The sequence below is a fragment of the Paraburkholderia sp. CI2 genome, from assembly GCF_014201055.1.
Lineage (GTDB): Bacteria > Pseudomonadota > Gammaproteobacteria > Burkholderiales > Burkholderiaceae > Paraburkholderia > Paraburkholderia tuberum.
In genome coordinates, this window is the sequence record NZ_JACHDL010000018.1 from 23,795 (window position 1) to 47,246 (window position 23,452).

Annotated in this window: 21 protein-coding genes and 1 pseudogene; 5 read left to right on the forward strand and 17 right to left on the reverse strand. The window is 64.6% G+C overall.

The genetic code is table 11. The features are described 5' to 3' along the window. Positions 1-38 precede the first annotated feature (38 nt). Together HDG32_RS23110 and proP are read left to right on the forward strand one after the other, a co-directional pair. A complete protein-coding gene (locus tag HDG32_RS23110; RefSeq protein ID WP_026225286.1) occupies positions 39-311 on the forward strand; it encodes an oxidative damage protection protein in 273 nt (90 codons plus the stop codon). A 735-nt stretch (positions 312-1,046) separates the two neighbouring features. Next, positions 1,047-2,516: a glycine betaine/L-proline transporter ProP gene (gene proP, locus HDG32_RS23115; protein ID WP_090800879.1), complete on the forward strand. Its 1,470-nt coding sequence runs from the start codon at positions 1,047-1,049 to the stop codon at positions 2,514-2,516. 66 nt (positions 2,517-2,582) lie between these two features. Here the strand turns inward: proP and HDG32_RS23120 are convergent, their stop codons facing one another. The 8 genes and pseudogenes from HDG32_RS23120 to HDG32_RS36620 all read right to left on the reverse strand — a co-directional run. After that, a complete protein-coding gene (locus HDG32_RS23120) occupies positions 2,583-3,071 on the reverse strand; it encodes a metallophosphoesterase family protein (RefSeq protein ID WP_184070954.1) in 489 nt (162 codons plus the stop codon). An 8-nt stretch (positions 3,072-3,079) separates the two neighbouring features. Continuing rightward, the gene (locus HDG32_RS23125; protein ID WP_184070957.1) at positions 3,080-3,886 is read right to left on the reverse strand and encodes a hypothetical protein; all 807 of its coding nucleotides are present in this window, start codon (positions 3,884-3,886) and stop codon (positions 3,080-3,082) included. 2 nt (positions 3,887-3,888) lie between these two features. Further along, a complete protein-coding gene (locus HDG32_RS23130) occupies positions 3,889-4,464 on the reverse strand; it encodes a TMEM175 family protein (protein WP_184070959.1) in 576 nt (191 codons plus the stop codon). Between the two features lie 144 nt (positions 4,465-4,608). After that, a complete protein-coding gene (locus tag HDG32_RS23135; protein ID WP_184070961.1) occupies positions 4,609-4,962 on the reverse strand; it encodes a cupin domain-containing protein in 354 nt (117 codons plus the stop codon). Positions 4,963-4,990: 28 nt separating this feature from the next. After that, entirely contained in the window at positions 4,991-6,388 is a 1,398-nt protein-coding gene (locus tag HDG32_RS23140) for an FAD-containing oxidoreductase (protein ID WP_184070963.1), read from the reverse strand. A 169-nt stretch (positions 6,389-6,557) separates the two neighbouring features. Continuing rightward, positions 6,558-6,746 carry a hypothetical protein gene (locus tag HDG32_RS23145; RefSeq protein ID WP_062129896.1) on the reverse strand — a complete coding sequence of 63 codons (189 nt, stop codon included), beginning with the start codon at positions 6,744-6,746 and terminating at the stop codon, positions 6,558-6,560. Between the two features lie 136 nt (positions 6,747-6,882). Further along, positions 6,883-9,198, reverse strand: a complete 2,316-nt coding sequence (locus HDG32_RS23150) for a bifunctional diguanylate cyclase/phosphodiesterase (protein WP_184070965.1) — start codon at positions 9,196-9,198, stop codon at positions 6,883-6,885. A gap of 210 nt (positions 9,199-9,408) precedes the next feature. After that, a pseudogene (locus HDG32_RS36620) lies at positions 9,409-9,501 on the reverse strand (peptide-binding protein); the annotation flags it as partial. Between the two features lie 182 nt (positions 9,502-9,683). Here HDG32_RS36620 and HDG32_RS23155 point away from each other — a divergent pair. Beyond that, positions 9,684-10,253, forward strand: a complete 570-nt coding sequence (locus HDG32_RS23155; protein ID WP_184070967.1) for a lysozyme inhibitor LprI family protein — start codon at positions 9,684-9,686, stop codon at positions 10,251-10,253. A gap of 82 nt (positions 10,254-10,335) precedes the next feature. Here the strand turns inward: HDG32_RS23155 and HDG32_RS23160 are convergent, their stop codons facing one another. Both HDG32_RS23160 and HDG32_RS23165 read right to left on the reverse strand, forming a co-directional pair. Beyond that, positions 10,336-10,626 (reverse strand): helix-turn-helix domain-containing protein, encoded by a 291-nt coding sequence (locus HDG32_RS23160; protein ID WP_184070970.1) that lies wholly within the window; start codon positions 10,624-10,626, stop codon positions 10,336-10,338. A gap of 48 nt (positions 10,627-10,674) precedes the next feature. Then, on the reverse strand, positions 10,675-12,108 hold the full coding sequence (locus HDG32_RS23165) for a PLP-dependent aminotransferase family protein (protein WP_184070972.1): 1,434 nt from the start codon (positions 12,106-12,108) through the stop codon (positions 10,675-10,677). Positions 12,109-12,259: 151 nt separating this feature from the next. On the opposite strand from HDG32_RS23165, the gene HDG32_RS23170 reads away from it, so the two are divergent. Then, entirely contained in the window at positions 12,260-14,593 is a 2,334-nt protein-coding gene (locus tag HDG32_RS23170) for an FdhF/YdeP family oxidoreductase (RefSeq protein ID WP_184070974.1), read from the forward strand. Positions 14,594-14,640: 47 nt separating this feature from the next. Here HDG32_RS23170 and HDG32_RS23175 read toward each other — a convergent pair whose 3' ends face one another. After that, positions 14,641-15,144, reverse strand: coding sequence for a M48 family metallopeptidase (locus HDG32_RS23175; RefSeq protein ID WP_184070976.1), 504 nt, complete (start codon positions 15,142-15,144; stop codon positions 14,641-14,643). A gap of 761 nt (positions 15,145-15,905) precedes the next feature. Here HDG32_RS23175 and HDG32_RS23180 point away from each other — a divergent pair. Continuing rightward, entirely contained in the window at positions 15,906-16,355 is a 450-nt protein-coding gene (locus HDG32_RS23180) for a hypothetical protein (protein ID WP_184070978.1), read from the forward strand. A gap of 18 nt (positions 16,356-16,373) precedes the next feature. Here HDG32_RS23180 and HDG32_RS23185 read toward each other — a convergent pair whose 3' ends face one another. The 6 genes from HDG32_RS23185 to HDG32_RS23210 form a co-directional block, all read right to left on the reverse strand. Continuing rightward, on the reverse strand, positions 16,374-17,861 hold the full coding sequence (locus tag HDG32_RS23185) for an MdtP family multidrug efflux transporter outer membrane subunit (protein ID WP_184070980.1): 1,488 nt from the start codon (positions 17,859-17,861) through the stop codon (positions 16,374-16,376). Continuing rightward, positions 17,858-19,957, reverse strand: a complete 2,100-nt coding sequence (locus tag HDG32_RS23190) for an FUSC family protein (RefSeq protein WP_184070982.1) — start codon at positions 19,955-19,957, stop codon at positions 17,858-17,860. Before HDG32_RS23190 ends, HDG32_RS23185 begins: the two co-directional genes overlap by 4 nt. Before the next feature lie 9 nt (positions 19,958-19,966). Then, positions 19,967-21,025: a multidrug transporter subunit MdtN gene (gene mdtN / locus HDG32_RS23195; protein WP_184070983.1), complete on the reverse strand. Its 1,059-nt coding sequence runs from the start codon at positions 21,023-21,025 to the stop codon at positions 19,967-19,969. 19 nt (positions 21,026-21,044) lie between these two features. Further along, positions 21,045-21,329: a YtcA family lipoprotein gene (locus HDG32_RS23200; protein WP_184070986.1), complete on the reverse strand. Its 285-nt coding sequence runs from the start codon at positions 21,327-21,329 to the stop codon at positions 21,045-21,047. Positions 21,330-21,582: 253 nt separating this feature from the next. Further along, positions 21,583-22,383: an NAD(P)-binding protein gene (locus tag HDG32_RS23205; protein ID WP_260336566.1), complete on the reverse strand. Its 801-nt coding sequence runs from the start codon at positions 22,381-22,383 to the stop codon at positions 21,583-21,585. Positions 22,384-22,511: 128 nt separating this feature from the next. After that, positions 22,512-23,447, reverse strand: coding sequence for a 3-hydroxyacyl-CoA dehydrogenase NAD-binding domain-containing protein (locus HDG32_RS23210; RefSeq protein WP_184070988.1), 936 nt, complete (start codon positions 23,445-23,447; stop codon positions 22,512-22,514). Positions 23,448-23,452 lie beyond the last annotated feature (5 nt).

The window sequence follows — 23,452 nt, forward strand, 5'->3', positions numbered from 1 at the left end:
GTCTGCCCGCCCCACATCGATTACAGGAGAAGCACAGCATGACTCGTATGGTTCAATGCGCGAAGCTCGGCAAGGAAGCCGAAGGCCTCGATTTCCCGCCGCTGCCGGGCGAACTCGGCAAGCGGATCTACGAAAGTATCTCGAAGGAAGCCTGGCAGAGCTGGTTGAAGCAGCAGACCATGTTGATCAACGAAAACCGCCTGAACATGGCCGATCCGCGCGCGCGGCAGTATCTGATGAAGCAGACCGAAAAGTTCTTCTTCGGCGAAGGCGCGGATACCGCGTCGGGCTACGTGCCGCCGTCGGCCTGAGCTTGCCTCGTCCGGGACGACACAACGTGTCGCCCGAACCGGATGAACGCACGCCCACAATCCGCGCCGCGAGCGCGGATTTTTTTCGCACCAACATCGGCCGCGCATCGCGCCCGCCGCTCGCATCGTCTTCGCCTCAAAAAAGCGCTCGCCAATGTTCTAAGCGGTCCGTTTTTCAGGGCCGTTCCGACCCCGCCAGATCTCCCGTCCCGCAACGGCTCGAGTCACATTGGCGGCCCTACCTCGCACCACCGATTTGCATGATCCTCTGGCATCGTGCTAACATGTGCCCTCGTTTCAGCCGCAATTCACCTTCATTCGTGTTCTTTCAAGTTGGTTCATCGTGTGTTTGTCCGCGCACGCGCCATCCTGAATTGAACTGTTTTTAAACAAGAAGGCTCGTCGGTCGTTTCCCCGCCTAAAGCGGAAAATTCAAGACCGGCCTTTTTCGTTTCAAGCCTTCAGTGGCGCATGGGTCAGTTTCCCGCCAGCCCCGCGTCCCTCATGCATCTGCCCCCCTTCCACGGCCACGCAGGTGCAACAGTCAGCACGATCTAGTCGAGTGTTTTTTCGCGAACTTACCGCGAGGCACGGGCGTTTGCTTCTTTTCGCCATCCGTTGCGCCGCCGGATAACCGGTGCCGCGAATAGCCTCGCCTTGCTCACGAAATTACACTTTCCGGCAACCGTGGCGGAACGCATCACGAGTTTCGTCGCAGTCATTGGAGTTTCAACCTTGACCGCTTCCAGCAACGGCTTCTGGCGACATCACAAACCGGAACAGCGTCTTTCCCTCGACGACATCACTGTCGTCGATCACTCCCTCCTGAAACGGGCCGTCGGCGCCATGGCGCTCGGCAACGCGATGGAATGGTTCGATTTCGGCGTATACAGCTACATCGCGGTCACGCTCGGCAAGGTGTTCTTCCCCTCGTCGAGCCCATCGGCGCAACTCATTGCGACCTTCGGCACGTTTGCCGCGGCGTTTCTCGTGCGGCCGATCGGCGGCATGGTATTCGGGCCGCTCGGTGACCGCATCGGCCGTCAGCGCGTGCTGGCAATGACGATGATCATGATGGCCGCGGGCACCTTCGCGATCGGCCTGATCCCCAACTACGCGACGATCGGCATTCTCGCGCCGGCGCTGTTGCTGCTTGCGCGCCTCGTGCAGGGCTTCTCGACCGGCGGCGAATACGGCGGCGCCGCGACCTTCATCGCCGAATTCTCGACCGACAAGCGTCGCGGCTTCATGGGCAGCTTTCTCGAGTTCGGCACGCTGATCGGCTACGTGCTCGGCGCGGGCACGGTCGCGCTGCTGACGGCGACGCTGTCGAACGACGCGCTGCTGTCCTGGGGCTGGCGCGTACCATTCCTGATCGCCGGACCGCTCGGCCTGGTGGGTTTGTACATCCGCATGAAGCTCGAGGAAACGCCCGCGTTCAAGAAACAGGCCGAAGAGCGCGAAGCCGAGGACCGCGCGCTGCCCAGCCAGTCGTTGCGCCAGCTGCTCGTGCAGCAGTGGAAGCCGCTGCTGCTGTGTGTCGGCCTCGTGCTGATTTTCAACGTGACCGACTATATGGCGCTGTCGTATCTGCCGAGCTATCTGTCCGCCACGCTGCACTTCAACGAAACGCACGGTCTGTTCCTCGTGCTGCTCGTGATGATCCTGATGATGCCGATGACGCTCGCCGCCGGCCGTCTGTCCGATGCGATCGGCCGCAAGCCCGTGATGCTGCTCGGCTGCGTCGGTCTGTTCGCGCTGTCGATTCCCGCGCTGCTGCTGATCCGGATGGGCACGGTGCTGCCGGTGTTCGGCGGTCTGATGATTCTCGGCGTGCTGCTGTCGTGCTTCACCGGGGTGATGCCGTCGGCGCTGCCGGCGCTGTTCCCGACCCGGATCCGCTACGGCGCGCTCGCGATCGGCTTCAATATCTCGGTGTCGCTGTTCGGCGGCACGACGCCGCTCGTGACCGCATGGCTCGTCGACCGGACCGGCAATCTGATGATGCCCGCCTACTACCTGATGGGCGCATCGCTGATCGGCATCGTGTCGGTACTCGCGCTGCGCGAAACCGCGCGCAAGCCGCTGCTCGGCTCAGGTCCGTGCGTCGCGACGCGCGCTGAAGCGCACGCGGTGCTGCGCGGTGAGCGCGAGGCCGAGGAGATGGATGAACGGTTCGCGGCGGCTGCGACCGCGCGTGCCTGACCTGCGCAGTCATCACGCCAGGCGTAGTTTCTGAAGCGGGCCGGCGACATTCGCCGGCCCGCTTTTTTACGTCAGCAGCGAATCGAACGTCGCACCAACCTGCGCGCCTTCGACGGTCAGCATGCCCGCGCACACCGGCAGCTTGAAGCGCCGCGGCCCCGCGCTGCCCGGATTGACGTACAGCACGCCGTCGCGCTCGGCGATCGACGGCTTGTGCGAGTGGCCGCTCACCACGACGCGAATGCCATCGTGCTGCGGCACGCAGCCCAGCTCGGCGATGTCGTGGACGACCAGAATCGTCACCTGCTGGATCGTCAGCCGCGCATGCGTCGGTAGAGACGCGGCCCAGTCACCGGTATCGTTGTTGCCGCGCACCGCGGTCAGCGGCGCGATCCGCGCGAGCGCGTCGAGCACGTCCGGGTTGCAGATATCGCCCGCGTGAATGATCGCGTCGCAGCCGTCGAGATAGCGCAACGCTTCGGGACGCACGAGGTTGTGCGTATCCGAAATGAGCCCGATGCGGGTAGCGGTCGAAGGTGAGCGACGTGAAGCCATGCGCAGTCTCACTCCGTCTGCGGCTGCGCCAACTCTCGCGCCGCCGCCTGGGCACGGCGCTGCCCAGCCAGCAGGCGCCGCGTCAACCCCTGCACGACGACCGACACCACCGCCGCGCACGCAAACCCCGTCGCCACACCGTACTGCGGCAGCAGCATCGCCGTCACCGCGAAGAACGCCGCGAACGAGCCGCGCCCGACCACCATGCCGCGCATCAAGAGCGCCACGAAGTCCGCGCCATGCGCACGCTGCGCCGACACCGCGAGCACGATGCCGAGCAGCGGAAACACCGACACCACGCCACTCCACGCGGCGCCCATCGATGCCGAAGCAGCCGTCACCGCGAGCGTCAGCAATGCGCCCGCGAGCATCCGCACGGCCAGATCCGCACGCCCGACGCGCGCCGCCGGCACATGGCCCGTCGCGCGCGGCAAGCAGCTCTGCGACACCGCGACGGCCGCGCACGCCGCCGCCAGCGCCCACCCAAGCGAGCCGGGCATCCGCACGATCAGCAGTCCCGCGCCGAGCCAGCCGGCCATGCCCGCGACCAGTGCGAGCGGCCAGTCGAAGCGTCGGCAGCTCCATCCATAAGCAAGATTGAATGCCTCGGATGCGGCGATCGCCGCAACCGACGCCGCCGACGCCTGCGCCGCGAACGCCGGCCCGCGCTCGACTGCAAGCAGCAGCATGATCGGTCCGGCGACGACCGGCAGTCCCGCGAGCCATCCCGCGACCGACGGCCCCCAGACGCGCGCGGCCGCCGTCAGCGCGGCGAGAAAGGCCGGCACCAGCACGAGCTTCAGCGCGAGCAGCATGCTCAGGCCTCCAGCACGTGTTCGATGCGACGGTCCGGTACGAACCACCACGCGGCGGCAAGCGCGTACAGCACGGCCGACGCCCACGGCACGACGAACGCGAGCCCGATGCCGGTCAGGTAAATGACGACGGAGACCTTGCCCTTGAAGTCGTTGCCGAGCGCTTTGGCCAGCGTCGAGTCGTGTCCATGCTGCGAAATCAGCGTGCGCGTCAGGATGAAATACGCGATCGCCGCCATGAACAGCACGATGCCGTACATCGCGGCCGGCCACGCGGCCAGATGGTTTTCGCCGACCCAGTGCGTCACGGCCGGCAAGAGGGATAGCCAGAACAGCAGATGCAGGTTCGCCCACAAGACCTTGCCGTTGACCTTCTGCACCGCATGGAACATGTGATGGTGATTGTTCCAGTAAATGCCGACGTACACGAAGCTCAGCACGTATGCGCAGAACACCGGTACGACCGGGCGCAGCGCCGCGAGATCGTGGCCTTCGGGCACCTTCAGCTCGAGCACCATGATCGTGATGATGATGGCGATTACGCCATCGCTGAAGGCTTCGACGCGTCCCTTGCCCATGCGAGTCCCGAAGATCAATGCGGTGGGGCGCACAGCCCGCCTTCGCCTTGCGCGCGGGCCGCGCCGCTGCCGATTATCGGTGATGGTGTGAGGATTTGTCGATGCGCGAGAGCCGGCCGCGCGGATGGCTCGATCCGCCGCGGCTCACGGGTAATGGACGGCGAGCCACACGCTCGGCTCGGTGTCGCTCGTCCATGCGACGCGGTGGCGGGAATGCGCCTCGATCAGCACGTGATCGCCGGGCTTCATCGGATGCGGCTGGGGGTCGTTGTCGAATTCGAGCATCGCCGCGCCGGTGAGCAGCACGACCCATTCGGCGCGCGGGCTGTCGTACCAGAAACCGGGCGGACTCGCCTGCCCGGTCGAGACGATCCGCTCGATCGTCACGCCGCCCCGCTCGACGAGCGCGTCGACCTGCTCCTCGGGCGTCGTCCCCAACTGCGCGACGAGGTCGAACAGATTGCCGCTGTTACGTGCGGGTTTGAGCGAGCTTGTCATCAGCGTGTCGCGCCAGCGTCAAGGCAGTTCATTGCATCGGCTTGAGCCCATCGAGCAGCGTCGGCACCAGTTCGCTGATGGTCGGATGCACGTGCATCGCGTATTGCAAAGTCGGATACGGCGCGCCCGCGGTCATGATGTCGACGAACGTATGGATCGCCTCGTCGCCCTCGATGCCGTGAATTGCCGCGCCGAGTAACTGTTTGCTGTTCGCATCGACGAGCGCCTTCATGAAGCCGTCGGTCTCGCCACGCTCGCGCGCACGGCCCACGCGCGACATCGGCATCGTCGCGATCAGCGCTTCGCGGCCGCTGTTGCGCACCTCCTGCTCGGACAAGCCGACGCGCGCGAGCGGCGGATCGACGAACACCGCATACGTCATGATCCGCGTGTCGACGCTGCGCGCGCCGCCGTCGAGCAGGTTCGCCGCGACGATCTGGTAGTCGTCGTAGGACGTATGCGTGAACGCGCCGCGGCCGTTCACGTCGCCGATCGCCCACACGCCCGGCACGCTGGTGCGCAGCTGGCCGTCGACGATGATCGTGCCGTGCCGGTCGGTCTCGATGCCGGCGACGTCGAGGCCGAGGTCGTCGGTATTCGGCCTGCGGCCGGTGGCCAACAGCAGATGCGACGCCTCCATGGCCGGGATGTTTTGCTCGAAGCCGATGCACACGTCGTTCGCGCGATGCGCATGCGGCTCGACGCGCGTCGGTTGCACGCCGAAATGAAACTCGACGCCCTCGCGCGCGAGCACCTTCTGCACCGACTCCGCGAAATCGGCATCCTCGCGGTTCAACACGCGCTCGCCGCGCACGAGCACGCTGACGCGGCTCCCGAAGCGGCGAAACACCTGCGCGAATTCGAGCGCGATATAGCTGCCGCCGACGATCACCAGATGATCCGGCAACGCGGTCAGTTCGAGCAGCGTCGAGTTCGTGTAGTACGGAATCCGCTGGATGCCTTCGAGCGGCGGCACGACGGCGCGCGTGCCGGTGTTGATGAAGATTTCGAACGCGCTGAGCTCGTCCAGCAATTCGCCGTCGCGCCCGCAGATAGCGAGCGTGCGTGCGCCGGTGTAGCGCGCGTGGCCGTTGAACACCGTGATGTTTTCCGTGCCGCGCAGCCATTTTTCGACGCCGCTGCGCGACTCTCCGATAATCCGGTCCTTGCGCGCCTTCACGGCCGCCAGATCGACGCCGACTGAACCCACCTGCACGCCGAGCTCCGCCGCATGGCGCGCCACGTGCGCCGCGCGGGCGCTCGCCACATAGGATTTGGTCGGCGTGCAGCCGACGTTCACGCAAGTGCCGCCAAACTCCGCGCGTTCGATCACCGCGGTGCGGCGCCCGCTTTGAGCGAGGCGCACGGCGAGCGGCGAACCGCCTTGTCCGGTACCGATCACGACTGCGTCGAAGTGCTGTGGCATGGCAACTCTCCCCGGCTGGGTGCAGGTCGTAGCATCTTACGCTTAGTGCCACGCGCTGCCATGTCATGTCTGATTGTGCGGGCGCTTTGGCGACGGCCCGTCTTCCCACGCGCCGCGCGCGAGGCGGCGCCAATCAGTTGGGATTACTGCGTATGCTGCGCGGGAAATCTCAGGCGTGGCAATGAACCGCGCAAATCAACTCGCGCGAACGTTGCAGTGCGGCCTGCGCGCCGCGCGCCGCGAACACCCAGCCGACCTGGCCGAGATTGAAGTCCTGCGACACCATCACCTGCATCAGCGCGACCATCGGCAGTACGACCGCTGGCCGGTAAAGCTGGTTTCTGATCAACTCTGACATGACAACCCCCAAACGCGGGGCGCCGCTTCGGCACCGCGCACCAATAATGTTTCGATGGGGGAATTTTAGGGAGTGCGTCGCCGCCGATAAATAGCGGCAACGCGAAGTCACTTGTTCGGCAATCTGAACAATCGCGTCAGGACGCCTTCGCCATGCCGATCAGCTTCGCGTCGTACAGCGTGCGCGCATACGCGCTCGCGCCGACCGGCCGGCTGTACAGATAGCCCTGCTGCTTGTCGCAATCGATCGCGCGCAGGAACGCCGCCTGCTCGGCGGTCTCGACGCCCTCGGCGGTGACGTTCATGCCGAGCGAGTGCGCCATCGCGACGACCGCCTGGGTGATCGCGACCGAATCGCGATGATCGGGCAGCCCCGCGACGAACGACCGGTCGATCTTCAGGTTATGCAGCGGAAAGCGCTTCAGGTACGACAGCGACGAATAACCGGTGCCGAAATCGTCGACCGAGACGCGCACGCCCATTGCGTTCAGCGCGCTCAGCATCGGCAGCACGGTATCGCTGTCGCTCATCAGCAACCGCTCGGTGATCTCGAGTTCGAGCGCGGCCGGTTCGAGCCCGGACTGCGCAAGACAACGTTCGATGCGCTCGAGCAGCCCGTCGTTGAACTGCCGCGGCGACAGATTGACCGCGACGATCAGATGCGGCGCGAGCGAGCGCCGCCACTGCGCGACCTGCTGGCAGGCGTGCTCGAGCACCCAGTCGCCGATCTCGACGATCAGCCCGGCATCCTCGGCGACCGGAATGAATTCGCCCGGCGACACGTTGCCAAGCTCGCTGTTGTACCAGCGCAGCAGCGCTTCCGCACCGATCGTGCGGCCGCTCTGGCTATCGACGATCGGCTGGTACACGAGGCTCAGCTCGTTGGCCGCGAGCGCGCGCCGCAGCGACTGTTCGATCGTGAAACGCCGCTGCAGATGCTGGTTCAGCTCGGCGGTGAAGAACTGGAAGTTGTTGCGGCCGCGCTGCTTCGCGTGATACATCGCCGAATCGGCGTTGCGCATCAGCGTCGCGACGTCCTGGCCGTCTTCGGGAAACAGGCTGATGCCGATCGACGCGCCCAGGTAGTACTCGTTGCCCGCCACCGCGAACGGCACCGCGATCATGTCCAGAATGCGGCGCGCGAGGCCGATCAGCCCGCCGGTATTGCCGTACGCACTGGCGACGATCACGAACTCGTCGCCGCCGACGCGCGCCAGCGTGTCGGCGCACCCGACGCAGGCCGACAGCCGTTCGGCGACGCTGCACAGCAAGGCGTCGCCGGCTTCGTGACCGGCGGTGTCGTTGACCTTCTTGAAGCCGTCGAGATCGACGAACAGCACGGCGACGCTGGTGAGCTCGCCATCATGGTCGCCGGCGGCGCGCGGCGCGAACAGGTCGCGCATCCGCTCGGTCAGGTAGGCGCGGTTGTAGAGGCCGGTCAGCGAATCGCGCGTGGCGAGGTACTTCAGCTGGCGCTGCGCCTCGCGCACCGGCCCGATGTCGGAAAACGAAATCAGCACGGAGTCCGGCTCGCTGTCGCCGGGCCGCAGGATCGGCACGACGTTCTGCGTGATCCACACGACTTCGCCGCCGATCAGTTCGAGGCCGACCGTCACGCCGAGCATCGGTTTGCCGGTCGCAAAGACCTGCGAGACCGGACGGTTGACTTCGCCGATGACCGAGCCGTCCTCGCCGAACGCGCGTGTCATCACGGTCCGCATGCTGCTGCCGACGACCTCCGGTGTCACGTGCAGCATGCGCTGCGCACTCGGATTGCAGGCGAGCACGATGCCGGTGCGCGACTGCACGACGATGCCCTCGCTGAGATGATCGACGACCAGCCGGTGACGCTCCTCGCTATGCGCGAGGCGCTGCGCCATCGCGTCCTGATGGACTGCGAGGCCGACGCTGCTGCCGATGTCGCGCAGCATCGCCTCTTCCTCGGGGGTCGGACAGCGGGTGGCGCGGTAGTAGACGGCGAACGCGCCGAGCACGATGCCCGCGTCGTTTTCGAAGGGCACGGACCAGCATGCGCGCAAGCCGTGCGGCAACGCGAAATCGCGGAAGTTTTCCCACAGCGGATCGGATTCGATGTCGTCGACGATCACCAGACGCCGCTCGAACATCGCCGTGCCGCACGAGCCGACGCGCGGACCGATCGCCGCGCCCTCGATCGCGGCGCTGTACGCGGGCGGCAGCGACGGCGCGCCGCCGACGCGCACATGCACGCCGTCCGGGTCGAGCAGCAGGATCGAGCAGCACGCGCCGTCGCCGAGCAGCGCCTCGGCGCGACGGCAGACTTCGTCGAGCAGTTCAGGCAGCGGCGTGTTGCGGGTGATCAGCCGCAACACGCTGCGCTCGGACGCGAGTACCTCCTCGGCCCGTTCCGGCCGATAGCGGCCGCCCTCCGACGCAGCTGTCGTCGTGCCACGTGATGTTGCTTCGCAAAGCATAGTTGCGCCCCCCAAACCCAACATCGGCAAGTTAGTGTACGCGGCACACCGGGGTTTACGCTAAGTCCAGCGTGAAAATCTGCCATGCATCGCGTGCGGACGGCTCCGGTGTGGCGTGCCAGCATCGGTTGATGCCGGTACGACGGGCGACGGCAGTGCTGGCGCCGTCTGTTCGTGGCCCGCAGGCGCCGCAGCGGCTCGACGCTGGGCCGGCAGTTGCGCGACGATCGGGTAGTCGGCAGCAGGGCCCGCGCGCACGTTGGACCCACTGTTCGTATAGGCCTGTGACTGCGCGCTGCCAACATATAGACGTTGCGCCTACTTCATGACACGCGAAGGTGCGCGAGCGCCGACCTGGGCCAGCAGCCCGCGCGGCAACATCTGGTAACGACCCGCCCGAATTCCCGCGTTGTTCGGACGTCCGCGAGGCGCGCGACCGGTCGATCATCGGCGGCATGATCAACCGATGCACCGCCCGGACCCTGATGACCCTCTTGCGCCCCCTCCTGATCGCCGGACTGCTGCTCGCGCATCCGCACGCCAACGCTGCGAGCTTCGATTGCCAGCGCGGCCGCTCGCCGGCCGAGCGCATGATTTGCGGCGACGCCGCCCTGTCGACGCTCGACGACACGTTGGGCCAACTCTACTGGAAGGCACGGCGGCGAGTCGCCCAGCGCCGCGCGTTCATCGACGACAGCGACAGCAAGTGGGCCTGGCGCGAAGCGAACTGCCGCGACGCCGCGTGTCTGCGGACGTGGTACGCGACGCGTATCGACGAATTGCAGCGACTGCTGGCGAGCCTGCCGAGCGGCGCGCGGCACGCGGCGTCCGTGGATGCGGATGCGCACTCCGACCCGTCGACGCTGCAATGCACGGCCGCGCAGCCCGACCTTGCGGTGAACGAGCAGTGTGCGAGCGTGATCGGGCAGTCCGGCAAGCGGTGGAAGTATCAGCCGCGCGATGCCGACTGGTTCTGCGGCGTGGCCACGCTCGAGGCGGCGGACATGGCGCCATCGCAATCACAACCGCAGGTGCAGGCGAGCGTCGGGCCATGAGACGGCGGAGCGCGCTGACTACGACAACAATCAACCCGTGCGCCGGATCAATTGCGCGCCGGCGGCAGTTGCGCCGGGACGCTCAGTCGGCGGCCGACGGCTCGCCGCCCTCGCTCGTGCCGAACAGCTCCGCGCAAAGCTGCGCGCCGATTTCACTCAGCGACGCGGCTCCGGTGCCATCGTCGTGGCACATCGTATCGACGAGACCGCTTCCCGAGAGCGCCGTCAATTGCCGCCGCAAGCTGCTCATCGGCACGCCGGCCTGCTTCGACAGCTTCGCGAGCGACCACGCGCGCCAGGGTGTCTCGCGATGCGCGCGCCATAGCTGTGCGAGTATCGCGGCGAGTTGCGGGTCGATGTCGTCGTCATCCATGTCGGTCTACCTGTCGTGATGTGTCGTTTTGCATCGCCGTAGCGCCTGTCACGCCATCGTCGTAGCCAGCTCACCGAGCGTCTTCAACGCCGCTTCGGCCTGCGCGGTCCACGGATAGCTGTAGTTGAGCCGGATGAAGTGCCGAAAATCGTTGCGCGTCGAAAACATCATCCCCGGCCCGACCGTGATCCCGCGTTCGAGCGCTGCCTGATAAAGCCGCATCGAATCGATCACAACGGGCAGCTCGACCCACAGCACGTAGCCGCCCCGCGGCGTCGACACGCGCGTGCCGACCGGGAAAAAGCGCAGCACCAGCGCGCTCATGATGCTCGCCTGCTGCCGGTACACGCGGCGCAGGTGCCGCAGATGGCGGTCGTAGCCGTCCTGACGCAAATAATCGGCGACCGCGATCTGGGGCACCGACGGCGTCGTCAGCGTATTCAGGAACTTGAGCTTCTCGACCTGCGCGCGATAGCGCCCCGGCAGCGCCCAGCCGATCCGGTACGACGCCGTCAGGCTTTTCGAAAACGACGCACAGTGCAGCACGAGCCCCTGGGTGTCGAAGGTCTTCAGCGTCGACGGCCGCGTGTCGCCGAAATACAGCTCCTGGTAGACATCGTTCTCGATCGCCGGAATCTCGTGCGCGGCCAGCAGTTCGACCAGTTGCCGCTTGCGCTCGTCGGACATGCAGAAGCCGAGCGGATTCTGGAAATTCGGCATCACCATGCACGCGGCGATCTTCTGCCGCGCGATCGCCTTCGCGAGCGCGTCGATGTCGATGCCGTCGACCGGATGCGTCGCCACCTCGATCGCGCGCATGCCGAGGCGCTCGATGGCGTGCAGCATCGCGTAGTAGGTCGGCGACTCGACCGCGACGGTGTCGCCCGGCTTGGCGACCGCCTGCAGGCTCAGGTTGATCGCCTCGGTCGCGCCGAGCGTGATCACGATTTCGCCCGGATCGACCGGCAGACCGTTTTCCGCATAGCGCCGCGCGATCTGCCGGATCAGCTCGGGGTTGCCCGGCGGCAGATCGTCGATCAGATTCCAGCTCGCGTGCCGCCGCGCGATCGCGTTGGCGTACTGGTTGATGCGCCGCCACGGGAACAGCGACGGATCGGGATACGGCGAGCCGAACGGCACGGCGTCATGCGCGCGGATGCTGCGTAGCGTCGACAGCACGAGCCGGCTCACATCGACCGTCGCGGGCACTGGCGGCGGCGCGGACTCGCGGCCCGCGCGGGCCGCGGCGGGCGCCGGCGCGAGCGCCCGCGCGGCCGCGTCGCGCACGAAATAGCCCGACTGCGGCCGGCTCTCGACGATGCCGCGGCTCTCCAGCAGCGCATACGCGTGCAGCACCGTCTTGATGCTGACGCCGTGCTGCTGGCTCGCCTGACGCACCGACGCAACCCGCTCGCCGGCCGCGAACACGCCGCGGCGCACGGCTTCGGTGATTTCGTCGGCGAGTTTTTCGTAGAGCTTCATGCGATTCGGGTGGATTCGGGCGGCTTCAGGCATCGTCGCGCAACTGTACTCCTATTCTTTCCGATTTTCTGTATCCAACGTGGTTTGTGGAACACAGTACGCTCTCCAACATTGGGCTGCAAAGCCTGTCGAATCTGTCCACCGCCACGTCATGAAGAACGAAACACAAGCCGAAGCCCGCATCGAGCCGTACAAGCACCCCGCCGCTGGCTGGGGCGCGCTGAAGTATGTCGCCATCAATCTGCTCAAGGAAAAGGTCGCGGGCCGCAACTACCGCACGCTGCTCAAGCAGAACCAGCCTGACGGCTTCGACTGCCCCGGCTGCGCGTGGCCGGATCGCGAGCACGCGTCGACATTCGAGTTCTGCGAAAACGGCGTGAAGGCCGTGGCCGCCGAGGCCACCGGCAAGCGCGTGACGCCCGCGTTCTTCGAGCGGCACAGCGTCACGGAGCTGATGACGCAATCCGACTTCGAACTCGAGCAGCACGGCCGCCTGACCGATCCGCTCGTCTACGACGCCGCGCGCGACCGCTATGTGCCGATCGGCTGGGACGACGCGTTCGCGCTGATCGCGAGCCATCTGAAGCGTCTCGACGATCCTGACCGCGCCGCGTTCTATACCTCGGGCCGCGCGAGCAACGAAGCCGCGTTCCTGTACCAGCTGTTCGTGCGCATGTACGGCACCAACAATTTTCCCGATTGCTCGAACATGTGCCACGAGGCGACGAGCCGTGGCCTGCCGCACACGGTCGGCATCGGCAAGGGCACGGTCACGCTCGATGACTTCGAACACGCGGATACGCTGCTGATCTTCGGCCAGAATCCGGCCACCAACCATCCGCGCATGCTCGGCGAGCTGCGCGAATGCGCGAAGCGCGGCGCCACGATCGTGTCGATCAATCCGCTGAAGGAGCGCGGCCTCGAACGCTTCGCGAGCCCGCAGCATCCGGTCGAAATGCTGACGATGGGCAGCACGAAAATCAGCTCGGTATTCATCCGTCCGAAGGTCGGCGGCGATTTCGCGCTGATCAAGGGCGTCGCCAAACGCGTGCTCGAACTGGATGACGAAGCGCTCGTGTCGGGCCTCGAGCGCGTGCTCGACTTCGGCTTCATCGCCCAGCACACAGTCGGCTTCGCTGCCTTCGCCGACGATCTGCGCGCCGAGCGCTGGGACACGATCGTCGCCGAGGCAGGCGTGCCGCTCGATGAGGTGCTGAAGCTCGCCGATATCTACGTGAAGGGCCGCGCGGTGATTTCGACCTGGGGCATGGGTCTCACGCAGCACAAGAACTCGGTCGCGACGGTACAGCTGCTGTCGAATCTGATGATGATGCGCGGCAATATCGGCCGGCGCGGCGCGGGGCTGTGCCCGGTGCGCGGCCACTCGAACGTGCAGGGCGACCGCACCGTCGGTATCGAAGAAAAGCCTGCTGAAGCGTTTCTCGACAAGCTCGGCGCAGCCTACGACTTCGCGCCGCCGCGCGAGCACGGACTCGACGTCGTCAACACGATTCAGGCGATGCTCGACGGCAAGGTGAAGGTGTTCATCGGGCTGGGCGGCAATTTCTCGATCGCGACGCCGGACACGCCGCGCACGTGGGACGCGATGCGCGCATGCGATCTGACCGTGCACGTGACGACGAAGCTCAATCGCAGCCACCTCGTGCATGGCCGCGACGCGCTGATCCTGCCGACGCTCGGACGCACCGAGATCGATGTACAGAACGGCGTGGCACAAGGCGTCAGCGTCGAGGATTCGATGAGCATGGTGCACATCTCGTATGGGATGAACAAGCCGGCGTCGGACAATCTGCTTTCCGAAGTGGCGATCGTCGCGCGCATGGCGCATGCGACTTTGGGCAGCGGCAAGATGGACTGGCTCGCCCATGCGGCCGACTACGCGCTGATTCGCGAGGGCATCGCGAAGGTGATCGACGGTTTCGACGACTACAACGAGCGTCTGAAGAAGCCGGGCGGCTTCCATCTCGGCGTCGCATCGCGCGATCGCATCTGGAAAACGCCGAGCGGCAAGGCACAGTTCATCGTCCACGCGATCGCGCTCGACACGCCGATTCATCAGGCGAAGAAGCAACATGGCGAACGCCTGATGACGCTGATGACCACCCGCTCACATGATCAGTACAACACGACGATTTACGGTCTCGACGATCGCTATCGCGGCGTGTACGGACAGCGGCGCGTGCTGTTCGCCAACAAGGACGATCTCGCGATGCTCGGGTTCGCGGCTGGTCAGCGCGTCGATATCACGAGCGTGTGGGCCGATGGCATCGAGCGACGCGTGGACGGTTTTCTGCTCGTCGAGTACGACATTCCGCGCGGCTGCCTCGGCGCTTATTATCCGGAGACGAATCCGCTGGTGCCGCTCTCCTCGGTCGCAGATGGCGCGGGTACGCCGACGTCGAAGTCGATTCCGGTGTTGTTGACGGCGTCGATGGTGGAGGATGCCGCGGAACTGGCGGCTTGAAGTCAGCTCCGTTTGTCGCGCCTGCCGCGCCTGCCGCGCGGCGTACCTCACACGGTCTTCTTCGCCAGATCGCGATGTGTCAGATACAGACGTAGATCGAATTCGATCTGGTGATAACCCGGCTGCATGAACTCGCACAGACGATAGAACGCTTTGTTGTGATCGCTCTCCTTCAGATGAGCGAGTTCGTGCACGACGATCATCTTCAGAAACTCCGGCGCCGCGGCCTTGAATAACGACGCGATGCGGATTTCCTTCTTCGCTTTCAGCTTGCTGCCCTGCACGCGCGAAATGCTCGTGTGCAGGCCGAGCGCGTGACGCATCACGTCGAGTTTGCCGTCGTAAGTGACCTTGTCGATCTGCTCGGCGTTGCGCAGGTGTTCGCGTTTGAGTTCCGCGCAGTACTCGTAGAGCGCGCGGTCGGTTTGCACCTCGTGCGTGCTCGGGTACTTCTGCGCGACGTAGGAGCCGAGCTGACCGGCGGCGATCAGCTTTCTCACCTTGTCTTGCAGAGGTGCGGGGTAGCCGGTGAGGTATTTGAGGGGGGACATGAAGGCGGAGTGAGGTTGGCGGGACCGATCTTACGCATAGTCGCGCTGATGGACAAGGTTGGGCATTTTCCGGATGCCGCTCCGTTCGAAGTACCGAAGATTCGTGAAGCGCCTTTTTCTGTTTCATCGAAAGCCGCGGCGATTTTGGGCTGTCGCCCATGTAAGGACAGAAGTGGCGCCGAGAATTCGGACAGGCCGGTAAGTGGAAAAGCTGGGACGTGAGTCGGTCATAATGGCCGGCAACAAGGAACCAGAAGATGACGAAACGCAACCGACGGACACACTCACCGGCGTTCAAGCAGGGATCGCTCCACAGGTGATGTCCTGAGCGATTGGCCTGAAAGCTCATGGGCCGTAAGCGCAAGCAACCCACCGACCTGATCGGCGAGAACGGATTCGGCCAGTGGCGCGCAAAGCGCAAACTCCGGCGAGGATTGGCGCGAACGCGATCTGGAAATATCCCTTGAACGGGGGAGCGAGAGGGGGTGATGCGGGAGGGAGCACGGCTGTTCGGCAACAACCAATCGCCTTCCGGCACTGGGCGACAAGGGGTTTTCACCTGGATATGCCGCCCCACTGCTGCCGGGCAACGCGGACTGGATTTTTTCTTTGCGGGCGGTCTACGCCACTTTCTGAGTCCTTGAACAAAAACCCGAGCGCGGCCAGCGTAAACGCGAAGCGTTGCGTCGCACACGTATCGCGGAAAATGCACCCATGGGCGCTAATATGGATGACCGTGATTGGCAGAGAGAAAATGCTCTATGAACCCATCGGTCATCTCCGCACTGTCCGCACTCGTCGGCGCCGCCATCGGCGGCCTGACTTCCGTTCTTGCCACATGGCTGACCCAACGCACCCAGGTTCGCGCGGAGTGGCGAGCGCATGACCGCGTGCGGCGGCAGGAGCTCTACAAGGAGTTCATCGAGGAAGCCACGAAGTGCTATGTCGACGCGCTGCAACACAACGAGCCGGACCTTTCCTCGCTCGGCAATCTCTACGCGAAGATCAGCCGCATGCGCGTCCAGTCGTCGCGCGAAGTCGCAGATGAAGCCGACGTGATCGGACGCAAGATCGTGGACACCTACCTTGCGCCGGACAAAACCTTCGTCGAGATTCGCGAGATGCTCGCGGATGGCTCGATCGACATCCTCGCCACATTCGGCGACGTGTGCCGCACGGAATTCGAATCGCTGCGCGCACAGCAGTTCTGAATCCTATATATGCGCCGTTCAACGCGACTTCAGTTCGACGGGCGGATCGGCGCGATAACCGCCGCCGAGCGCCTTCGTCAGTGCAATCTCCTGACTGAGCGTCTGACCGTTGAGTGTGAGCAGCGCAACCTGTTCGGCGATTACCGGCTGGCGCGCTTCGAGCGCCGCGAGCCGGCTCGTCAGTCCGCGTTGATAGGATGCTTCGGCGCTGTCCCGCGCAAACGCAACCGATTCGATCCGTTGTTTCTGCAACCCGGTCTCCGCATCGAGGGTCTGCAAACGGCTGCCTGTCTGCGCGACATCGCGTACCGCGTTGAGGACGGCCTGGTTGTACTGCTCGATCAACAGGTTGCTCCCCTCGCGTGCGCCGCTCAGGTTTGCGTTGAGCCTGCCGCCGTCGAAGATCGGTAAGTACAGGCCCGGAATCAGGTTGATCTGCTGGCTTGCATGCGTGAAGAGGTCCGCGAGATGCAATGCGTTGAAGCCGAAGAACGCCTCGATGTCGAAACTCGGATAGAACGCCGCTTTCGCTGCGTCGATCCGGTCGAACGATGACTCTACATACCATCGCATCGCCTGCAGGTCGGGCCGCCGGGCGAGCAGTTCGTATGAAAGCGTCGCCGGCAGGGCCGCTTGCGAGCGCGGCAGCGCGACGGGCTCGATCGCCGGCAAGCCGTTGGCTCCCGCGCCGACCAGCGCTCGCATCGATTCGCGAAACTGCTTGATCTGCCCTTGCGCCGACACGATCTGCCGTTCGATGGCCAGTTGCTGCGCGCGGCTTTCTTCCAGTAACGTGCGGGCTTCGAGACCCCGCGCCGCACGTGATTCGTGTGCCTGCACCGCGAACACCGCGACGTCGTGCGATTCATTCAGCAGATCGATAAGCTGGTAAGTCGTTTGAATGCCGTAGTAAAGCTGCGCGACATCCGTCGAAATTTCGAGTTCGACGGCGGCCGTCTCGGCGAGCCGCGCATTGCTCACACCAAGCGATGCGGCGACCTGCGCGCGCTGCTTGCCCCAGATGTCGACGTCCAGGCTTGCGCCAAGCCCGACGATGCCTTCGGTGTACCAGGGACCCGTCAGCCCCAACGCCGGTTCGTTCATCGCGAACGGGCCGATAAAGCCGTTCGCCGAGACATGCACGCGATTCAGCGACGCCAGCGCGGCCACCTGAAGGCTCGACCCCGTTCTGACAAGCTCGACGTCCGACTTCGCCTGCGCGACGCGGGTTCGCGCAATCACCATCGTCGGCGCATCGGCGAGCGCCTGATCGATAAGCGCGTCGAGCTGCGCATCGCGATAGCGGTCCCACCAGCGCGCCGCGGGCCAACCCTCTCGCGCAAGATGGATGTCGTCAGCAAGATTGATCTGCTCGGGCGCGATCTCGGTATAGGGCGTGCCGTTGTGATGGATCAGCGCGCAACCCGACAGCGCGAACGATATCCCCGCGACGCATACGAAGCATCGACGCCATTGCCAGGCACGCAAACCCGATCGCGTATTCATGTTCGTACGGCCTGTGAAGAGCTCGCCGCGACGGGTGCCTCGCTGCGCCAGTCCGGCAGGCCTGCGACCTGCCGCGACAGATCTTCCGCGGCGACGATGAGCGGCTGATCGGCCGGTTCGACGGCCTGGGCAACGATCCCGATGCGTTGCGGGGCGTACGCCACGGGCGGGCTGATGACAAGCCCGTCCGCGTAACGGTTGACCTCGGCGCAAGCCTGTTCCTGAGCCGCCCGAACTGCGCCCACGGCCTGCGGGCTCGATGACCCCGCCTGAGCCACCAGCGCCTTGTGCAGCGCATCGCCAGCGAGCATGATCTCGCGCCCCTGCGCGAGGACGGTTTGTGCGCGCAGCGTCAGTTGGGCCTGTTCCGCTTCCTGCCAGCCGGGCTCGAGTGCGACGCGCGACAGCGTCGCTTCGCAATCGGCCAGCACGGCCCACGCCTGCAACTGGCGCTGCGCATACGGCAACTCATCCCGTTCGTCGCTGCCAGCCTGTGGCGCGCATAGCTGGGCGGCAATCGCACGCAGCATCGTCGCGAGTTTCTGCCGCAACACGTCGCCCTCGCCCTCGCGCCAGAACGACATCTGCACAAAAGTCGCCACACCGACGCCCAGCAGAATGCCGACCAGCCGGTCGCGTATTTCAGTCAGATTGATGGTTGGACCGAACTGTTCGAACAAGGCGAGCGAGAAGGTGAAGATCAGCTGGACGCCCGCGTAGCCGATCCGTTCCGAACCGGCCGAGATCCATGCCCCGAACGCGACGACAGGCAGCGTCATCAGCAGCAGACCGACAATGTCGTCGAGATGAGGAACGACGAACACGACCATGAACAGCGCCAGCGCGCTTCCGATGGCAGCACCGGCCACCCGCAGCAACGCGCGCTGCGCCGATGCGCCGAGGCTCGGCAGCGCGACGATCACGCAAGTCAGCATGATCGTGTGGACGCCCTGCCAGTCGACGGCGTTGTAGAACACGTAGCAGGCCAGCACGGCGAGCAGCGTCTTCAGCGAAAAGCGCGCGTACGCGGGATTGGTCCATGCGTCGGGCGCGAGCATCGGCTCGCTCGCGGGCGGCTTGCCGGGTTCGACATCGCTTGCGGTGAGATCGGCGAATGCGCGCAGCGCCCGCTGCAATTCGGCCGCGGCGGGAAACGTATCGGCGGCAGCGCGTTCTTCAGTTGTTGCCGTGCTCACGTAGCGATACGGCTCGTCTGTCAGTACCGCTTCGTCGAGCGCGCGGCAGTTCGTGTGCAACTCGCGCAACATCGCCAGTTGCGCTGCCGACGCGCTTGGCCAACTGGGCGGCAGGTCACTCGCTCCGCGATAAAGACGCGACACTGTTGCAATGCATGCAAGCTGCAGCGCCTGATGCTCGCGATAGTGGGCGTCACGCATCGTCGTGAACCGGAGCAGCTTCTGCAGCGTCAGCGCGCCTTGCTGGAGGGCCGCCAGCGTGATCGGCTCGGCGTGCCTGGTGCCGTCGATCAGTTGCGTCAGGCGCATGTCCAGCGCCGCCAGTTGTCGATGGATTTCCGCCTTCAGCTGCAATTGCGGTTCGGCGGGCAACAACAACGTGTTGACCACGAGCGTCAGCGCGATCGGATAGTTAACGGCGACCCACACCCACAACACCGCGCGGATCAGCAGATCGGCCTGATCGGTCCGGTCGACGAAGCTCTGCACATAGATCACGACGATGGCGACTATGAAGAACACCACACCGATCTTGAGCACGCGTAGCAGATACACGCTGCCGAAGAACAGCAGGCTCGCGACGACGATGCGCAGCAACGGATAGCCGAATGTAAACTTCATCAGCAGGATCGACAGACCGATGCCGAGCGTCGATCCGACGATGAACATCAGGCCTACCAGCCGCGTGACCACCACGTTCGCCTGTGTCACGTAGAACACCACCAGCAACGACAGCGCAAGCTCCGGCACTTCGAGCGTCATCGACGCGACGATCACGATCGCGCTCGTCAACATGCAACGCAACATCACGTTGACGCGACCGGGGAAAGGCGCGAGCTCGCGGCTGAGGAACACGCCTGTATCGCGCAGTGTGACGGGCAGGTAGTCGGCGGCGGCCATGTGCGATCCTCAATGGCGCTCGCCGTCGTCGCCGCGCCCGGGGTGCAGAACAGCCACCGCCGATGTCCCGACGCGAAACAGCTCCGGGTTCGGATTGTCGACGCGGATCTTCACTGGGAAGCGCTGCGCGACGCGGACCCAGTTAAGCGTGCGTTGAATGCGCGGCAACCCGCCCTGCAACGCAAGGCCGGCTTCATCGGACGCGACGCCATAGCTGATCGAATCGACCCTGCCGTGGAAGCGCTGGCCCGTGTCGCTCATCAGGTAAACGATGGCGGGCGTCCCGGTCCGGATGCCTTTGAGCTCTGTCTCGCGAAAGTTCGCGACCACATACCAGTGGCGCGTGTCGATCAATGTGAAGACGGGTTTGAGCGCGGACGCGAACTGCCCCGTCGATGTTTTCAACGACACGATGCGTCCGTCGAACGGCGCCCGCACGGTCGAATATTCGAGGTTCAGCTCGGCAATCGAGATTTCCGCCATGACGACGGCACGCTGCGCAACCAGCGCGTCGACGCCGCTCACGGCCGCTGCCGCCTGTTGCGCCTGCAGTTGCGCGGCGCTGAGTTCGGCCTGCGTGGCACGTTGCGCGGTGCGCGCACGATCGACGTCCTCCGCCGATACATAGCCGTGCGACAGCAGCGGCTCCATGCGGTGCAGTGTATCGGACGCCTGGCCGGCAGCGGCTCGCGCGCGCTCGACGGCCGCACGCACCGACTGCGCGTTGTACTGCTGCGCATTGACCGTGCGCTGGGTCAGCTCGATCTGGCGGTCGAGCGCGACGAGGGATGCCTTGCCCCGCGTGAGCGCGTCCTGATAGGGACGCGGATCGATGCGGAACAGCAGATCGCCCTGCTTCACCGCCTGATTGTCGTGCACGGGCAGTTCGACGATGCGCCCATTGACCTCGGGCACCACGTCGATCGTATCCGCATAAACATAGGCATCGTCGGTGCGCGGCGCGCGGTCCAACTGGCGGATGACAAACACCGCCAGCAACAGTGTCACCACGACAAGAATGATGGCCGGCCATGCTATCTTCTTCGTTCTGCTGGCAGTTATCGCCATCGCATCTACCTGAGAAGATTCAATGTTGGAACAACATCAACCACACAGCGAGTGAAAGGAAGGCGAAGAGCGTGGGATATACCACGGCTGAAGGCCACATCAGTTGGTCGACCTGCCAACGCTTGAGAACCAGATAGATGACGACCGTGAGCACGACGCCCGCGACGATACAGAACAGCCAGTCGGGAAAGTATGCGCCGAGCACGCCAATGGACGGCGAGTTGGCACACCCGCCCGTCAGAGGGACAGCCGCCAGGGCAACAACGACTGAACGCGGCACACGTTTTGTTCTGAAGAACGGCATGTGGTCGCTCCAAAGTCGCTCGCGTCATCAGGATTTGCATCACCAATCCGAGCCTTTCGCGCGCGGTTCTACCCAATCGCAAGGACTTGGAAAGAGCTAGACGTCGCGGTATACCCTATTCTCTCGGGGATGCCCACGACCGCCAGCGTGATGTCTGCAATGATGTCGCGCGGCAGTTGTGCGGGGTCGATGGGCAGAAGTCTCTGCAGGAACGCAATGCGATGCAGATGAGAATCCGTGGAAGCCGCTGGTTTCATGTCGTCTCCACCCGCGCTGTGAGCTTGCCGACCAGCGCATCCGCCACGATCTCATCGACGATAACCACGTTGGATGCCCCCGCACTCTCGAACAGCCCCTTTCTCAAGGGATTTTCGCCGGGCACGATGATCGCGAGCGAGGCATTCAGCGAATGCGCCAGCAAGGTGATCGCCAGATTGTTATTGCTGTCGGGCGTCGTCACGACCAGCGCCTTGGCGGTGTCCAGCCGCGCGCGCCTGAGCACGTCGTCGAACACGCCCGGAGAACCGAGCACAACCATATGGCCGCGATCCGCCGCGCGGTCCGCCTGGTCCTGATCGCCCACGAGGACAAGCACCGTCTGTCGCGCTTCGCGCAACCGGTGTGCGACCAGTTCACCAAGCGAATGGAACCCAACCAGGACCACATGATTGGCGAGATGTACGAGCCTGCCTTCCATGACCCTATTCTCCCGATAAGCCATCACATCGTCGCCCGATAGCATGCCGGTGAGCCTCGAAACCGCGAATCCGCCGATCAGCAGCGTCGCGAACATGGCTAGCAGCATAAAGATCTTCTGCGGCTGATTGAACTCGGTAAAATCACCGAGTGTCGAGACGAGATTGACCCCGTCCCAGAGGGCCGCGAACACTTTATCGGGAATAGAGGCATCGGACTGATCGAGCAGGACCAGCCCAACAGCGGCGGCGCCCAGCAGCAGAACGAGCAGGCCGACGGTATGGCGCGCGCGGCGGCGCCATTCGCGAATACGGATGCCCCCGAGACGCGGCTCATCGACACGGAATATCCACATCATTACCTCGGGTAGGTATGCCGATGGAGACGACAGCGAACCCAATGCCAGATAATCACGCTCGCCTTGCGGATCAGTTGCCTATAGTCAGTCAAAAGTCTCTCGACAGGCCGCGCTTGGGACGCATAGCGTCATTCCTTTCCTCGCAAGCGCAGCAGGCCCATCAGAACCTCGTCGCGGTAGGTCGCAAGGTCCTCCTGTAAGGAGCGTGACTGAATCTCCTCGTGCACCCCCTTGATGATGGTCGCGCGAACGTCAGGCGTCAGTTCCGGCGTACCGAGTACATGCCACCACGCCGTCAACGGGCCGGTGAACTGTTCGAAGAAATGCTCGATGCCACCCTGACCGCCGCCGAGGTGATACAGAAGACTCGGCCCCATGATCCCCCAGCGCAAGCCCGGGCCCCACGAAACGGCGGCATCGGCGTCGGCCACGCTGACCACACCCTCCGCGATCAGATGGACCACCTCGCGAAAGAGTGCCGCCTGCAAACGATTGGCGACATGGCCCGGCACCTCCTTGTGCAGGCGTATCGTCCGCTTGCCCAGGCCGCGATAGAACGCGCTGACGCGTTCTATCGTCTCTTCTGAGGTCTTCGCGCCGCCGACGATCTCGACAAGCGGAATGAGATGCGGCGGATTGAATGGATGGCCGATCACGCACCGCTCAGGGTGGTTCGGGCAAGCCGACTGAATCTCGCTCATTGTCAAGCCCGACGAACTCGATGCAATGATCACGTCCGGCGCCAAGGCCTCATCGAGACGCCGGTAAAGATCTTTCTTGAAGTCGATTCGCTCCGGACCGTTTTCCTGAATCAGATCGCTGCCGGCGATGGCGGCATCGAGGTTGTCGGTGAATTCCAGCTTCGACGGGGCAGTTCCCGGGGCGAGGCCCAGATGCTCCAATGCAGGCCAGGCGGCCGAGATGAAATCGTCGAGCTTTTTCTTTGCGTCGGGGGCGATGTCGGTGGCGACCACCTCCAGGCCTTTCGCAAGGAACAGCGCAGCCCAGCTCGCGCCGATAACACCCGTCCCAATGATCGCGACGCGTTTGATTGGCTTGGCCATGACAG